The sequence below is a fragment of the Nitrospira sp. genome (assembly GCA_016873435.1).
Taxonomy (GTDB): domain Bacteria; phylum Nitrospirota; class Nitrospiria; order Nitrospirales; family Nitrospiraceae; genus VGXF01.
Window position 1 is genome coordinate 223,636 of record VGXF01000001.1, and the last position, 15,795, is coordinate 239,430.

Annotated in this window: 15 protein-coding genes; 6 read left to right on the forward strand and 9 right to left on the reverse strand. The window is 60.4% G+C overall.

Annotated features, from left to right (window positions below):
• Window positions 1-14 precede the first annotated feature (14 nt).
• On the reverse strand, window positions 15-959 hold the full coding sequence (gene ispH / locus FJ248_01175) for a 4-hydroxy-3-methylbut-2-enyl diphosphate reductase (protein ID MBM4119498.1): 945 nt from the start codon (window positions 957-959) through the stop codon (window positions 15-17).
• Window positions 960-1,139: 180 nt separating this feature from the next.
• Between ispH and FJ248_01180 the strand changes: the two genes are divergently transcribed.
• Window positions 1,140-1,838, forward strand: coding sequence for a response regulator transcription factor (locus FJ248_01180; GenBank protein MBM4119499.1), 699 nt, complete (start codon window positions 1,140-1,142; stop codon window positions 1,836-1,838).
• Window positions 1,839-1,918: 80 nt separating this feature from the next.
• Window positions 1,919-3,403 (forward strand): HAMP domain-containing protein, encoded by a 1,485-nt coding sequence (locus FJ248_01185; GenBank protein MBM4119500.1) that lies wholly within the window; start codon window positions 1,919-1,921, stop codon window positions 3,401-3,403.
• Here the strand turns inward: FJ248_01185 and FJ248_01190 are convergent.
• The 3 genes from FJ248_01190 to fabH form a co-directional block, all read right to left on the reverse strand.
• Complete coding sequence (locus tag FJ248_01190) at window positions 3,376-4,368, reverse strand: inorganic phosphate transporter (protein MBM4119501.1); 993 nt, start codon at window positions 4,366-4,368, stop codon at window positions 3,376-3,378. The two genes, FJ248_01185 and FJ248_01190, sit on opposite strands and share 28 nt — an antisense overlap.
• Window positions 4,369-4,488: 120 nt before the next feature.
• On the reverse strand, window positions 4,489-5,106 hold the full coding sequence (locus tag FJ248_01195) for a DUF47 domain-containing protein (GenBank protein MBM4119502.1): 618 nt from the start codon (window positions 5,104-5,106) through the stop codon (window positions 4,489-4,491).
• 133 nt (window positions 5,107-5,239) lie between these two features.
• Window positions 5,240-6,235 carry a beta-ketoacyl-ACP synthase III gene (gene fabH, locus FJ248_01200; protein ID MBM4119503.1) on the reverse strand — a complete coding sequence of 332 codons (996 nt, stop codon included), beginning with the start codon at window positions 6,233-6,235 and terminating at the stop codon, window positions 5,240-5,242.
• Window positions 6,236-6,406: 171 nt separating this feature from the next.
• Between fabH and bamD the strand changes: the two genes are divergently transcribed.
• Entirely contained in the window at window positions 6,407-7,276 is an 870-nt protein-coding gene (gene bamD / locus FJ248_01205) for an outer membrane protein assembly factor BamD (protein MBM4119504.1), read from the forward strand.
• A gap of 199 nt (window positions 7,277-7,475) precedes the next feature.
• On the opposite strand, the gene FJ248_01210 is transcribed toward bamD, so the two are convergent.
• From FJ248_01210 to FJ248_01230, 5 genes are all read right to left on the reverse strand, one after another.
• Window positions 7,476-8,219, reverse strand: a complete 744-nt coding sequence (locus FJ248_01210; protein MBM4119505.1) for a cytochrome c biogenesis protein CcdA — start codon at window positions 8,217-8,219, stop codon at window positions 7,476-7,478.
• 126 nt (window positions 8,220-8,345) lie between these two features.
• Window positions 8,346-9,023 carry a TlpA family protein disulfide reductase gene (locus FJ248_01215; GenBank protein ID MBM4119506.1) on the reverse strand — a complete coding sequence of 226 codons (678 nt, stop codon included), beginning with the start codon at window positions 9,021-9,023 and terminating at the stop codon, window positions 8,346-8,348.
• A gap of 9 nt (window positions 9,024-9,032) precedes the next feature.
• On the reverse strand, window positions 9,033-9,647 hold the full coding sequence (locus FJ248_01220; protein ID MBM4119507.1) for a TlpA family protein disulfide reductase: 615 nt from the start codon (window positions 9,645-9,647) through the stop codon (window positions 9,033-9,035).
• Window positions 9,648-9,717: 70 nt separating this feature from the next.
• On the reverse strand, window positions 9,718-10,632 hold the full coding sequence (gene ccsB / locus FJ248_01225) for a c-type cytochrome biogenesis protein CcsB (protein ID MBM4119508.1): 915 nt from the start codon (window positions 10,630-10,632) through the stop codon (window positions 9,718-9,720).
• 55 nt (window positions 10,633-10,687) lie between these two features.
• Window positions 10,688-12,136 (reverse strand): cytochrome c biogenesis protein ResB, encoded by a 1,449-nt coding sequence (locus FJ248_01230; GenBank protein ID MBM4119509.1) that lies wholly within the window; start codon window positions 12,134-12,136, stop codon window positions 10,688-10,690.
• 305 nt (window positions 12,137-12,441) lie between these two features.
• Between FJ248_01230 and FJ248_01235 the strand changes: the two genes are divergently transcribed.
• The 3 genes from FJ248_01235 (at window position 12,442) to FJ248_01245 (ending at window position 15,536) form a co-directional block, all read left to right on the forward strand.
• Complete coding sequence (locus FJ248_01235) at window positions 12,442-13,593, forward strand: methionine adenosyltransferase (GenBank protein MBM4119510.1); 1,152 nt, start codon at window positions 12,442-12,444, stop codon at window positions 13,591-13,593.
• Window positions 13,594-13,706: 113 nt separating this feature from the next.
• On the forward strand, window positions 13,707-14,963 hold the full coding sequence (locus FJ248_01240) for an adenosylhomocysteinase (protein MBM4119511.1): 1,257 nt from the start codon (window positions 13,707-13,709) through the stop codon (window positions 14,961-14,963).
• A 366-nt stretch (window positions 14,964-15,329) separates the two neighbouring features.
• A complete protein-coding gene (locus tag FJ248_01245) occupies window positions 15,330-15,536 on the forward strand; it encodes a hypothetical protein (GenBank protein ID MBM4119512.1) in 207 nt (68 codons plus the stop codon).
• Window positions 15,537-15,795 lie beyond the last annotated feature (259 nt).

Sequence of the window (15,795 nt, forward strand, 5' to 3'; positions counted from 1 at the left end):
TAGTAGGGGCCCAGCTAGGACTTAGCGAGCGGTTGAATCGAAACCAGTTCCTTGGGAAGCGAAAACTCAACGTCCTCTTCGATCACTGTGAGTTCCTCAAACTCGTTGGCACCATGGCTCTTCAGATAATTCACCACCTCGGTCACCAGCACTTCCGGCGCCGACGCCCCGGCAGAAATCCCGACTGCCTTGGCATGCTTAATCCAGTCCGGATTGATGTCGGAGGAGGCATCGATCAGGTACGACGGAATGCCGTAATTCTCCGCCAGCTCGCGCAGCCGGTTGGAGTTAGAACTGTTGGGCGAACCGATGACAAGAATCACGTCCACCCGCTTAGTCAGCTCCTTCACGGCGTTCTGGCGATTCTGTGTCGCATAGCAAATGTCTTCCTGGTGCGGCCCCTTGATGTGGGCAAACCGGCGATGCAGCGCGCTGACGATGTCCCGACACTCGTCCACGCTGAGCGTGGTTTGCGTCACATAGGACAGCTGTGTCGCATTGCTGACCTGCAATTTGTCAACGTCGGCCACCGACGAAACCAAGTGAAACTTGTCCGGAATCTGCCCCAGTGTCCCAATCACTTCCGGGTGGCCCGCGTGGCCAATTAGAATCAATTCATAGCCCTGGCTGTAGTCCCGGTTCACTTCATTGTGCACCTTAATCACCAGCGGGCAGGTCGCGTCGATCACTTTCAGTCCGCGACGATTGGCTTCCGCCCAAACTTCCTTGGCCACCCCGTGCGCGCTGAAAATCACGATGGCGCCATCCGGCACCTCGCTCAGCTCCTCTACGAACACCGCACCCTTCTGACGCAGGCTGTTGACCACATGGCGGCTGTGCACGATTTCGTGCCGCACATAGATCGGCGCCCCGTAGGCCTTGAGCGACAACTCGACGATGTCGATCGCCCGGTCTACACCGGCGCAGAACCCTCTGGGACTCGCAAGGTAAATCTTCATAGGCTCGTGCTGCGTCCATCTCAGTGAAGCACGGGGTGAGACGGGCGTATCTCGTGAAGCAAGACGCGCAAAAACTGGCGGCTACCTTACGGCAGCGGGGACCATTTCGTCAATCGAATTGATGCGTATTTCAACTCGTTCCTTGACACTTTTCAGCCAGACCGATAGTCTGCCCTCAGGATGGCATCCGCCTCCACCAAAAAAATCCTCATCGTCGAAGACGAGCGGGATATTCTTCAACTCGTCAAACTCTACCTCGAAAAAGAAGGCTACCGCACTCTGACCGCAGCCAATGGCAAGGATGGCCTGGCCACGGCCCTGTCCGATCACCCGGATCTGGTTGTGCTCGATTTGATGCTCCCCGAAATGGACGGACTGGAAGTCTGCAAAAGGTTGCGGGCCGAACCGAAGACCGCCGCCCTGCCCATCCTCATGCTGACAGCCAAGGCGGAGGAATCGGACACGGTCATAGGCCTCGAGCTGGGCGCCGATGATTACGTCACTAAACCCTTTAGCCCCAAAACGCTCGTCTCCCGCGTCAAGGCCCTGTTCCGCCGCGTGGACCGCGCGCACGACGAAGCGCCGACCCGCTCCACTTACGGCTCGCTGGTGCTCGACCGTGCGCGCCACGAAGTCACCGACAAGGGCCGCGAGATCACGCTCACGGCCAAGGAGTTCGGCCTGCTTGATTATCTGCTCCAGCACCCCGGCCGCGTCCTAACCCGCGAGGTCTTGCTCAACGCCGTCTGGGGCTACGAATACTACGGGACCACCCGAACGATCGACGTCCATGTGCGCCGACTCAAGCAAAAGATTCCCCTGCTCGACGAGGCGATCGCCTCGGTCAAATCGCTGGGCTATAAGCTACGGGACCTATGAATGAGGACCTCTGAGCGATGAACGAAACTGCACTCCGAACGTTCTAACTTTAGCGGACACCGTTCATCGTTGCACCAGTTATGACGCTCTCCATCCGCTGGAAAGTCGCCCTCGGCATTCTCCTCGCCCTCACCGTGGGCATGGCCGTGGCGGGCCTGCTGGCCTTCCGCTCGATCGAACAAATGGAACTGGTGCGCGCCAGGGAGGCGTTGACCGCGCGCACCGGCCTCGCGGCCCTCTCACTCCGACCATTCTTGAACGATTTGAAGACGCCTCCCGCCCGGTTACAGGCCATGGCGAAGGACCTCGGCCATCACGCGAGCGCGCGTGTGACGGTCATCGACGACACGGGCCGCGTGCTGGCCGATAGCAGCATGGCGGACGACGCCGTGGCCGGCATCGAAAATCACCGCGCGCGGCCGGAAGTCGCGGAGGCCTTTGCCGCTGGTCACGGTATGCACATTCGTACCAGCGAGACCACCGGACAGCGGCTCTTCTACATGGCCATGAAGATCGAGCGCGACGGATCGCCCATGATCGTCCGGCTTGCCCTGCCGCTGACGGCCCTGGAAAGCCGGGTTGCCGATTTCCAGCGGGCCCTCGCGATCGCTTTCGGCGCAGCCTTTGTCATCGCCGTGCTGGTCGGCGTCCTCATCGCCCGCAGCCTGACGCATCCGCTGCTGGAAATTGCCGGGGTCGCCAGACAGCTCGCGCAGGGCACCTTTGGCCAGCGCATCCAGACCGCCTCCCGCGACGAGGTGGGCCAGTTGGCCGCCACGCTCAACCAGATGGCGGACCGCGTGGACCAGGATTTCGCCGCTCTGCGGCGGCTTGAAAGCATCCGCAAGGACTTCGTCGCTAACGTCTCGCACGAACTGCGCACGCCGCTCACGTCCATTAAAGGCTATGTCGAAGCACTGCTCGACGGCGCCAAGGACAATCCCGAAGAGGCCGCACGATTTCTTCACATCATTCTCAAACAGAGCGACCGGCTGAATCTGATTCTGGAGGATCTGCTGCAGCTCTCGCAGATCGAATCCGGCCGCGTGCAGTTCAAACAGGAACCGGTCTCGCTCCGCGTCATCGCGGAGCGGACGCTGGCCTCGCTCAAACCCCAGGTGGAGCGCAAGGGGCACACGGTTACGATGGTGCTGCCTGCCGACCTGCCGCCAGCCACGGGGGACGAAGGCCGACTGGTGCAGGTGATGATCAACCTGCTCGATAATGCGATTAAATACACACCGGACCGCGGCACGATTCGGATCGATGGCCGCCGCGTAGACGAGGGCTGGATCGAGGTGAGCGTGACCGACACCGGCCTCGGCATTCCCGAGACAGACCGCCCGCGCGTCTTCGAGCGGTTTTACCGGGTGGACAAGGCCCGCTCCCGCGAGCTAGGCGGCACCGGCCTCGGCCTCTCGATCGTGAAGCATATCATTGAAGGGCACGGGGGGCAGGTCTGGGTAGAAGGCAACCCGCCCGCGGGTAGCCGTTTCGTCTTCCGCCTGCCGGTCGCCGCGGGCGCGCCTGCGTCCGCTCAACTGAATTTGGAAATACCGACGTAGAGCAGGCTTGCCATCAGCGCCGCCCCGGGCAGCGTAAAGAGCCAGGCGTACAGAATCCGGCCCGTCACGCCCCACCGCACGGCCGAGAGTCGCTTCACCGCGCCCACGCCCATAACGGAGGACGTGATCGTATGCGTCGTACTGACCGGCAGGCCGATGTGCGCTGTGGCCAACAGGACAGCCGACGCGCCGGTTTCTGCCGCGAAGCCGTGCACCGGCTCCAGCTTAGCGATCCGCATGCCCAGCGTGCGGACGATCCTCCAGCCGCCCGACGCCGTGCCGAGTCCCATCGCCAGCGCGCAGGCCAGCACCACCCAGCCCGGGACCTCCGCCGTCTGAATCTGTCCGGCCGAGAGCAGCGCCAGCGTGATGATGCCCATGGCCTTCTGCGCATCGTTAGCGCCGTGGCTGAAGGCCATGAAGCTAGCTGAGAGCAGTTGCAGTCGCGCGAACAGACGCGTCCCTATGTTGCGCTGCGTGCGAAAAAACAACCACGTCACGCCGACCATCAGCAGAAAACCAACCAGAAATCCACAAAACGGTGACAGCACCATTGCCTCCAGCACGGAGCGGAGCCCGGAGAATTTCACGGTCGCCCAGCCGCCGTGCAGGACGGAGGCGCCAACCAGCCCGCCGATCAGCGCATGCGACGAACTGGTTGGCAGACCCAATAAGAGAGTGCAGAGGTTCCAGAGGATCGCGCCGCCCAGCGCGGCGGCAACAACGGCCTGCGTGACGGAGGACGGCTCCACAATCCCAGTGCCGATCATCTTTGCCACCGACGTGGACATAAACGCCCCTGCGACGTTGAGCACCCCGGCCAACAACACGGCAGTCACGGGACTCAGTACGCGAGTCGAAACTACAGTGGCGATGGCGTTGGCGCTGTCGTGCCAGCCGTTCGAAAAATCGAACAGCAGCGCGAGCACGACGACGAGCAGGAGCAGGCCGGAAAGCTCAGGCATGCGGAACCCGTACGGTGTGGCGCGTGCCGCATGACGCGTCCGCATCCGAAAACGCGCTGCGCTCGGCTTGCCTGGCGGCTCGCCGAGTCGGACGCATCATCAGATACGTTTCAGAATTTCCTAGTGGTGTTTTAATGCGATGCGCTCCAGGATGTTGGCCACGTCTTCACAGCGGTCCGCACCGTCCTCAAAAGCCTCGTAGATTTCCTTCCACTTGATGACGGCGATTGGATCCTTCTCGTTTTCGAAGAGGCCCGAGATGGCGTCGCGCGAGAGCCGGTCCGCCTCGTTCTCGAGGCTATTTACCCGCACGTTGCAGTCGTTCATATCGGCATGCGGTTTGCCCAGCATGTCTACGCCTGCGCCCACCGCAACGGTCGCCTGATAGAGAATGTTGGCGAGCTTCGCTGCCGTCGGCGTCGGTTTCGTCACCTTGAACACGACGAATCGGTCAGCAATCGCCTCGGCCAGATCCAGGATGTCGTCCAGCCCGCCGGCCAGCGCATGGATATCCTCGCGGTCGATCGGCGTGATGAAAGTCTGGTTTAGCTTACGGGCGATGTCGTATGTGATACCGTCACCGATGTGCTCCACGTCCTTGATACGCTTCGCCTGCTCCAGCGGATTTTCATAGCGCTCCATCATGTCCTTGAGCAGCCGGCTGCCCTCGATGGCATTGCGCGCTGCCTGCTTGAACATCTCGAAAAAGGCCTCTTCCCGTGGAATCAGACTGAACATACTCTTGGCTCCTCTTCCCTCATTCGTTCCCTTCCTTGGCTTCGTGACGCGCCCGACTTGGCGAGTCGCCAGGCATGACGCAAGCATCTCGTTTCGGGCCCGCGCTTCACGAAATACGAGATGCGAGCGACGCTCACCCCCATCTCACTAGCGCCGTCCCCCAGGTCAATCCGCCGCCGAAGGTGCCCAGCAGCACCAGATCGCCTCGCGAGACGTGTCCTTCCCGCACCGCATAGTCCAGCGCGATGGGGAGCGACGCCGACGAGGCATTGCCGAACCGGTCCAGCACCGCGTACATCTTCTCCGGCGGAATCTGCAAGCGCTCCAGCACCGTGGCCAGCAGCCGCCCGTTAGCCTGATGAAAGACGACCCGGCCCAGATCGCGCACCCCGACGCCGAATTCCTTGAGCGTGCCCGTCACCGCCTCCGCCAGCCGCTTTACGGCCACGCGATAGAGCGGCACACCCTGGATACGGATCGCATGCTCGCGCGCCTGCACCGTCTTCGCGCTGGCCGGATTCCGCGAGCCGCCCGCCGCCATGCCGATCATGCTGTAGCGGCTGCCATCCGCGTGCAGCCGCACGCCGAGAATGCCGGGCGCCGCTGGCCCCGCCATCTCGCAGCCCTCGACTACCGCCGCGCCAGCCCCATCGCCGAACAATATGGCTGTGGCTTCATCCGTCGGGTCGATAAACCGCGATTTGATCTCGGCCGCCGCTACAAGACAGCGCCGGGCCTGTCCGCTTGCGATCAGCGCATTTGCCATGGAGAGACCGTAGAGAAAGCCCGAGCAGGAGGCCGCCACGTCGAAGGCCGCCGCGCGCCGGGCCTGGAGCCGGGCCTGGATGAGACAGGCCGTTGATGGAAATGTCATGTCGGGGGACGTCGTCGAAACAAGAATGGCATCGAGAGAATCCGGAGACACGCCCGCCGCCTCGCAGGCCGTACGAGCCGCTCGTTCAGCTAGATCGGAGGCGGCGTCCTCATCGGCTGCCCGCCGCCGGGCCTTGATCCCCGTGCGCCGCTCGATCGCAGCGGCATCAAGCGCCAACGACCGGCTGACCTCCTCATTGCCGACAATGCGGCTAGGCAGATAGGATCCGGTCCCGATGATTCTGCTCCCCCGCACGTCTCCTCCCGATACCAGACACGCACTCCGCGAACCATCGCGCGCGACGCGGCAAATTATAGGGGCCCTTTGAGGGAGCGTCAATGGCGTTGCACGGTCTGCACGGTTAATTGTAGGTTAAATCCACCTCGCAATTTGCTATTGCTGGAACGATTTGTTAGGGTCACGTCCATGACGTTGTCTGCGCAGTTACTAACTTCACCTCGGCTTGCCGTGGCGCTCTGCGCCACCCTAGCGCTGGTCTCGGCTGCCGGCTGCTCCAGCAAACCAAAGCCGGCTCCGGGCGATCAGGCCGCCGTCGGCAGTGCGACCGACGAGCAGATTTTCATTGGCGACACGGTCGAAAAGAACTACGATCCCAACGTCATCATCAAACGGGCCGAGTCCTTCTTCGACAAGGAGGAGTACGCGGAAGCCGTCATCGAATACCAACACTTTCTGGACCTGCATAAGGTCCACCAGCTCGCGCCTTACGCGCAGTACCGGCTAGGCGAAAGCCACTTCAAGATGATCAAGACTCATGACCGGGACGGTAGCCCTGTTGCGCAAGCACTGGCCGCCTTCGAACGGCTGCTGCGGGACTTTCCGGGCAGCCGGTGGGAAGCGGACGCACAGGAAAAAATCCGCGCCTGCCACAACACGCAGGCGCAGACCGCGCTATTCGTCGGCAAGTTCTACCACCGGCGGGAAGCCTACCTGGCTGCGACGCACCGGTTCGAAGCCATCCTCAGGGACTTTCCGGACCACGACGTGACCGAGGAAGCCCTCTACTACCTGGCCAGCTCCTATTACGAACTGGGCCTGGGCGACTGGGCACGGAGCGCGCTCGTCGCTTTTGAGGCCCGCTTTCCCAGCAGCAAATTGGCGGAGGCGAGTCGGAAAATGATGGCCCAGGTCAACACCAAGCCCGGCGAGCCGCTGACACTCGCCTCCCCCATCGCGAGCTTCATCACTAATGCCCCGGCCGTGAGCGTCTTCCGGCAACCGGAGGCTACCTCAGGCCCGGCTCCTGTCGGCATGAGCCCCTCCTCGCTACGTTAACATTGGGGGCTGCGGGCGGACCTTTCTCTGTGCTCACCCAGAGCGCAGAACTTCTTGCACGGCCGCCCTGGATGATCCGTGGTGCGCGCTGTTTCTCGCCCGCTCACCCCACGCGTGCCAAGACAAGGGCGTTTTCCGAGGCAAGCACGTTCTGATCCTGCCCCTTCTGTACGCACAGGGGCAGTCCGGTGCGACGCCTCTACTGTCCCACGTACCAGCCGATACCGTGTTGCTCGAGAAAGCTCGTGATGATGGTGAGCGAGTTGAGGTAGATGAGCGAGCCGACGACAATCAGCAGCACGCCGCAGACCGCCGACACGCCCCACAGGTAAGCCCGCACATGCTTGAAGGCGGCCAGGAACCGATCCACGCCCAGCGCCGTCGCGAAGAGCGGCAGGGCGAGGCCCATCGAATAGGACGCCAGCAGCGCCACGCCATTGAGCAATGAGTCTGTCGTGCTGGCATAGAGCAGAATCGTTCCCAGCACCGGCCCCACGCAGGGCGTCCAGCCGGCGGCGAAAGCTACGCCCACCAGCACCGAGCCGGCATAGCCAGCCGGCCGACTCTTGAAATGGAACCGTTTTTCCGAGGCGAGAAACTTCAGATTAAGCACGCCTAGCAGATAGAAACCGAAGATGATGATCAGGACACCGCCCAGCTTGCGCACGAAATCCTGATAGGTGATCAGCCACTGGCCAATCAGGCTGGCCGAGGCGCCGAAGGAGATGAAGACGATCGAAAAGCCGGCGATAAACAGGAGCGCGTTGACAATGATTTCGCGCTTGTGTCGGCTGCGCTCCTCTGCGCTCGACAACTGCTCGATCGAGAGCCCGCTGATATAGGAGATGTACGAGGGCACCAGCGGCAGCACGCAGGGCGACACGAAGGACAGCAGTCCCGCGCTGAAGGCGGCAAAGAGCGAAATCTGGCTGAGTGAATTCATGCCTGGCTCCGTCAAGCGGATCTCGTGAAGTGTCTCCCTAGGCGAGCTACCAGGCGAGACGGGCACATCTCGCTTCCGGATGCGGCTGCGTCACGCTTCACGAGGTACGACATGCGCATTCTGCCCCTACCGTGCGATCAACGCGGTTTTGATCATTTGCTTGGCTTCCGGACTCTCCCAATCCCGGGCGCCGAAGATGCGGTGCATGATCGCACCGCGCCGGTCGATCACAAAGGTCATCGGCAGGCTGCGCGCCCCGTAAGCCAGCCCCACACGGTAATCCGTGTCGTGCAGGATCGGGAAGGTCAGGCCCAACTGATTTTGAAACGGCCGTGTCACCGCCACGCCCTGCTGATCGGTAGAGACCGCCAGGATTTCGAAATCCTTCCGGTCGAATTCACGGTAGAGCGCCTCCATCGCCGGCATTTCCACGCGGCAGGGGCCACACCAAGTAGCCCAAAAATTCAAAAACACGATGGAGCCGCGGTATTCAGCCAGCGTCACAACATTGCCGGCAAGGTCGTACAACTCAAAATTCGGCGCGACGTCGCCGACTTTCAGCACGCCGCGCTTGAAGCGCGGCACCGGTGCCGGCTCCGCCTGTGCTGACTGTGGAGTGGCTGCTGCCTCCGGAACTACCTCGGGCTTCGGCGCATTGTCGCAGCCGGCCAACAACAACAGCGCTAGGGTCAGTGACGCATACCACGTGAAGCCATCGCCTCGACGAGCCACCAGGCAAGACGGGCGGATCTCGTTTCCGAATGCGGCCGCTTCACGCTTCACAAGAGATGCGCAATGTGGCATGACATGAACTCACGTGGAGGCTGGGACTTTCACCGTTTTGGGTGTGACGCCTAAGAGACCGGTGAGTACGGTCAGACTATCGAGCCGGGTCCAGTCGCGCGGGCCGATGACGATCTCACGGATCACGCCCTCGCGGTCAATAATGAAGGTCTCCGGCACGCCAGTCCGCTTGTAGGGCATGTCCGTCCTACCCCAGGAATCCACCAGCACCGGAAAGGTCAGGTTCATGCTCTTAAGGAAGGGCGGAATATCCTTCGTCGTCGTCACGCGGTCGATGCTCACGGCCAGCACCACCAACCCGTCCTTCTCGAAACTCTTGTACAGCACCTGCATGGAGGGCATTTCCTCTTTGCAGGGCTTGCACCAGGTGGCCCAGAAATTTAGAAAGACGACCTTGCCACGCAGATCGGACAGTTTAACGGATTTGTCGTTCAGATCGACGAGCGCAAAATCCGGCGCCTGCTTCCCCACCGCCAGCGGCTCGTACTTGGAACTCTGCATCCAGACGAGACCGAGCACCGCCGCGAACACGCCGATTGCGCTCAACGTAACGACCAGCCGGTTGCCCTTTGCAGGCACTTCCGACTTCTGGGGCGAGTGTGTGGCGATAAGATTGTCAGCCATTTGTCAAATCAAGGTTGAGGCTAACGGAAAAGGGGCGCACTTAGTCCGAACCTCAACCAGCCTGTCGGGATTAGGCATATGCATGCAACCCCGACAGGAGGAAATTCACGCCCCAGAAGCAGAAGATCACCATCAGGAAGCCGAACACGGCGTAGATCGCCGCGCGCCGCCCCTCCCACCCGCGGGTCATTCGCGCGTGGATGTAGGCCCCGTAGATCAGCCATACGATCAGCGACCAGGTTTCTTTCGGGTCCCAGCTCCAGTAGCCGCCCCACGCATAGTTGGCCCACATAGCGCCGAGGATGATCCCGAAGGCCAGCAGCGGAAAGCCGATCATGATCGCCTTGTAGCCCAGTTCGTCGATCGTCTCCAGATCGGGCAGCACGCTCAGCAGCCGCGACCCCGTTCCCTTGCGTTCGGCCCGCTCGCGCATGAGGTACATGACGCCCAGCCCCCCGGCCATCGCGAAAGCCGCATAGCTCGTCAGGGTCACTGACACGTGGATGTAGATCCAGTAGCTGTTGAGCGCCGGCACCAGCGGGTCCGCCGTTTGGTAGCGATAGGGCAGCAGTGAGGCCGCACCCATCGCGATGAAGCCGATCCCGACCACAAAGGCACCGATCGTCCGGATGCGGTAGCGGAACTCCAGCAGCACGTAGCCGAGGATGATTGCCCAGGACACATAGGCCATTGCTTCGAATTGATTCGACCAGGGCGCAAAGGTTCCGGAGTGTTTCATGCGCTCATAGGCCCGCGCTAAGAGCGCCGCCGTATTTACCATCCAGCCGAACACCGTGATGATGGTAGCTACCTGCCCGATCTGCACGGCCCAGCCGCTGTCGGACTCGGTCGTCATGCCATCCGGGCCGCCCGCGGTCGCCAGTTGCATGACTGGCTTCCGCACGAACACGTAGGCGACGTAGAGCGTAAAAGCCGCCAGGTAGAGCCAGAAGGTCATATCAAAAAGAAATAGCGACCGTAACATAAGTCCTCCACGATTCAGGCTATAGGCTACAGGAAAACCGTTCCGCCCAAAAGCCTCAGGCGGTTAACGTTTTGATCCTCTCCGTCAATCTCCGAAATTCTTTATTGAAATCAATCTGGTTCTTGTGCGTCGTGCCGCCCATGTGTACGGTCACACCCTGACTGCTAGTCTTGTCCGGAATCACCTTGAACCACAGCCGTCGGTGATAGATGAACGACGAGAGCGTGATCCCCACCACGATCATCGTCGAGCCAATCCAGACGATGTTCACGCCAGGATCCCGGGTAATCTGCAGCCCCGTGAACTTCCGCGGCTGGTAGCCGACCAGTTCGAACCGGTACTTTGAGCCCGGAATGTCGAACAAGTCCGGGTAATGATAGAAAATCCAAGGCGTCGCTTCCAAGTTGCTCGTCTTCGTCCGTTCGGCCAGATCCAGCTTAATCGCTGGATTCTCGTGGTCCGCCGTCTTGGAGAAGACTTTCTTTTCCGCCGAATTGAAGCCGAAGTCCGCCACGAAATCAGAGAGCGTCAGCGTCACGCCCAGCGTGTCCAGCGTCGCCGCCTGCTTCCACTTCAAATCCACCGCCTGGAGCACCTTGCCCGTATTCTTGTCCTTCACCTGCACGCGCGCTACGTCCACCTGGTCCCAAGCGTCCCCATAGCTGGACTGATAGAACCAGATGCCCTTGTACACCAGCGGATCGTTGACCGTGATGGTCTTGTGCGCCTTATCCTGGCCCTGCTCCAGCACGGTCAGCGTGCTGTTGTAGGATTTCACCGAGCCGTTTTCATGGTAATCAATCCAAAATTTATCGATGCGTAAATCAAAGCTGCCCTTGGGGATGTGATAGGTCTGGCCTTCAAGGCACACGCCAAACTCCTGAAACCCATACAGGCTCCCGATCAGCCCGCCCAGCACGATCACCGTCGCGCTCAGATGCGCCATATGCGCGCCCACGCGGCCCATGATGCCTTTGGTCGCGTAGAGCGTTACTTCGTGCGGCTCGTTCTTGGCCAGCACCATGTAGCCCTTCTGGGCGAGGTGTTGCACGAGATCCTTCGCTACGTGTTCCTTTGTGCCGCCCGCGGATACTTCCATTGTGTTCTTGAGATTCTTGATAAACGGCAACTGCACACTTACTTTGTCCTGGTGCATGGACCGCCAGATACTGGGGAACCGCTGATAGAAGCAGGTCAGCGAGTTGATGCAGAGCAGCGCGAGCAGGCTGGTGAAGTACCAGGTGTGATAGATGTCCGTCCAGCCCAGCCGCACGAACCAACGGTAGGCCTCCTCGCCGTATTCCTTAATGTAGACGTCGGCACGCTCATTCTGCTGGATCACGGTGCCGATCGTCGCGGCTACCGCAATGATTAGGAACAGGAACATAGCCAGCTTGATCGAGGCGAAAAACTCGATCAGCTCGGCCTTGACCTCGCTCCAGTCAGGTCCGGATGCCGGCTTGGGAGCCGACTGTCCGTTTAACGCTTCGGTGTTACTGCTCATTCAGCAAGCACCCTTACTGCTTGAGGTTCGACATCCCTGGTTTTGAGACCAGCAGACACGCCCACAGTAGGTTCAAAATACGTCCAACCTATTGAAAGCCCATGGAAATACCATCGCATCCTACACGCCGCCTTGAAAGACTGTCAATCCTTCTGGCCGCCATCGAAAAAAGCTTGTTTATGCTTGACAAATCAAGCACTTGAGTGAGATAGTTCCGCGCACGTTGCTTGCAGTTGGCCCCGACGCCCTTCTGCCACAAAGCACGCACCACCAGACAAGAGACACGCAGCAAGGAGTACTTGGAAATGACCCAGAGAAACTTTTTGTTCACGTCCGAATCAGTTACCGAAGGACATCCGGACAAGATCGCCGATCAGATTTCTGACGGCATCCTGGACGCCATGTTGGCGCAGGACAAAATGAGCCGGGTGGCCTGTGAAACCGTCCTGACTACCGGTATCGCATTCGTGGCCGGCGAAATTTCCACCAAGGCCTACGTCGAAATTCCCGATCTCGTCCGCAGCGTCATCAAGGACGTGGGCTACACGGACGCGAAGTGGGGCTTTGACTACCACACCTGCTCGATCCTGACTTCCATTCACAACCAGTCGTCGGATATTGCCCAGGGCGTGGACTCGGGCGGCGCGGGCGACCAGGGTCTTATGTTCGGCTACGCCTCCAACGAGACGCCTGAGCTCATGCCCATGCCCATCGTGCTGGCGCATAAACTGACGCGCCGGCTGGCCGAAGTGCGGAAGAAGAAAATCCTTCCCTGGGTTCTGCCGGACGGCAAGTCACAGGTTACCATTGAATATCGTGATGGAGCGCCCGCGCGCGTGGACACCGTTGTCGTCTCCACCCAGCACATGGACAGTGTCACGAACAAGCAGATCGAAAAGGACATCATCGAGAAAGTCATTAAGCCGGTCATGCCCAAAGGGCTCTACGCGCAGGAGAGCGTCAAGCATCACATCAATCCGACCGGTCGCTTTGTTGTCGGCGGGCCAATGGGCGACACCGGCCTCACCGGCCGCAAGATCATTGTGGACACCTACGGTGGCGTGGGCAGCCACGGCGGCGGGGCGTTCTCGGGCAAGGACCCCAGCAAGGTGGACCGCTCGGCCTCCTACATGGCGCGCTACATCGCCAAGAACATCGTGGCAGCAGGCCTCGCGGAAAAGTGCGAAATCCAGCTTGCCTATGCCATCGGTGTGGCCGACCCTGTCTCCATCCTGGTCAACACGAAGGACACGGAGAACGTGGAGATCGAGCTGATCGATAAGCTCGTGCGCAAGCACTTCCCGATGACCCCGCGCGGCATCATCGAGCACCTCAAGCTGCGCCGGCCCATCTACCGAGCCACCGCGGCCTACGGGCACTTTGGCCGCAACGAGCCAGGCTTCACCTGGGAGAAGACTGACAAGGCCCGGGTGCTTGCAAAAGAAGCTGGGATCTAAGCACGCAGGCGAAGGTCAAGTTAAAAACAGAACATCAGTTACGCAAGGCTCAGGAGAGGAACGGGAGCAAGTCCCCCTTCACCCCAGCCTGCGCCTTCTTTAAAGGAGACACCGTGGATCACGACGTGAAGGACCTCACTCTGGCCGACCAGGGCAAACTCAAGATCGAATGGGCCGAACAGAGCATGCCCGTGCTCCGGCTGATCAAGCAGCGGTTCGCCAAGCAGCAGCCCCTCAAGGGCGTGCGCATCACCGCTTGCCTGCACGTGACAACCGAGACGGCCAATCTTGCAAAAACCCTGAAGGCTGGGGGTGCAATAGTTCGGCTCTGCGCGAGCAATCCTCTGTCCACACAGGACGACGTGGCCGCCTCGCTCGTGCAGCATGAGGGGATTCAGACCTTCGCCATCAAGGGCGAGGACAACCGCACCTACTACGAGCACATCGAAGCGGCCATTGAGCACAAGCCGCAGGTAACGATGGACGACGGCGCAGACGTCGTCTCAGCCCTGCACTCCTCGCACAAAGCCCTGCTCAAGCATGTGCTGGGCGGCACGGAAGAAACAACAACCGGCGTCATTCGGCTGCGGAGCATGGCAGCGAAGAAAGTCCTGAAGTTCCCGGTGATCTCCGTCAACGACGCGGACACCAAGCACCTCTTCGACAACCGCTACGGCACCGGCCAGTCCACGCTGGATGGGATCATTCGTGGCACCAACCGCCTCGTCTGCGGCACAACTGTCGTGGTCGCGGGCTACGGCTGGTGCGGGCGTGGGGTGGCCATGCGGGCGAAGGGGCTCGGAGCGGATGTCATTGTCACCGAGATTGATCCGGTGAAGGCGATCGAGGCCGTTATGGATGGCTTCCGCGTGATGCCAATGGAAGATGCGGTGGTGGTCGGCGATTTCTTCATCACCGTCACCGGCAATCTCAAAGTCATCCGTGGCGCCCATTTCGCAGCGATGAAGGATGGGGCCATTGTGAGTAACTCGGGCCACTTCAACGTAGAGATCGATATTCCGGCCCTGGAGAAGCTGGCGAAGACGAAGCGCATGGTGCGGCCGGGGGTCGAAGAATACAAACTACACAACGGCCGGCGCGTGAGCCTGCTGGGTGAAGGACGTTTGGTGAACTTGGCGCTGGCGGAGGGCCATCCGTCGTCGGTGATGGATATGAGCTTCGCAAATCAGGCGCTGGCAGCTGAGTACATTTATAAGAACTACAAGAAGCTGGAGAAAAAGGTATACCCGGTGCCAGTGGCGATTGATAAGGAGATTGCAAGGTTGAAGCTGGCTGGGATGGGGATGAAGATCGACAAGCTGACAAAAGAACAAGACAAATACTTGGCTTCGTGGGAAATGGGAACATAAAAAAATAGTTTCAAGAAAGTTCAAGGGCCCGCGGGCTTACCCCTCAGCGGGCCTTTTTATTTTCGGAAAGAAATAAAAGCCGGCTCTGGCTGGCAGGCCCCGTGCTCTCTGAACGCGCACGCAAGATCCATCCGGTTTCCAAATAGCGGCAGCTCAGTTGCAAGTTCCGCTATAACTATCTCGAGAGGGAGCGTTTCTATACGTTACAGGAGGGACCGGTGTTGAGCGAACGCGGGCGCCATCACTACACAACGCCGCGCCCGCACCGCTCACGGGGGTATCGCCCCCCAGTCACGGGATGATCACCCCACAGCCGGTGCGTGCATGACTATCTGGGCCAGCGACCTAACATCTAGAGAGGAATCAATGATGCGAAAGCTCCTGTGGTGGTATCTCGTCAGCCTGCCCCTACTGGGACTGCGGACGGTCCTGCAAGTTCTCGCGGTAGCGTTCCTCCTTCAGTGGGCGGGGGACTCTCTAAGCAACGCGGTGGCGGTCGCCACCGTAATCGTCTGGATCGTCGAGAGACCGCTGTACTTCTACGCGGCGAGATTTGTCGATGCCAAGGCCTGAGGGAAGAAAAGCGGAACCGTTTCGGCTGGTGACCAACGGTGTGCCGTCCCTGCTCCCCTGACCAGCGAATGACACCATCGCAAGAGGGGCGGGGTGCTCGTCACCAGTCAGTGATCGAACCAGGGTGTAAGGCTCGGCACCACGCCTCAGAAAAAAAGATTGCCCGCCCTTCCTCTGCCTGCCTCATACTGCTCGCAACTCCCGTTATCCGCCTGTTCTCCTAACAGTCATCACGAGTCGGACTCGTAATATTCTAACG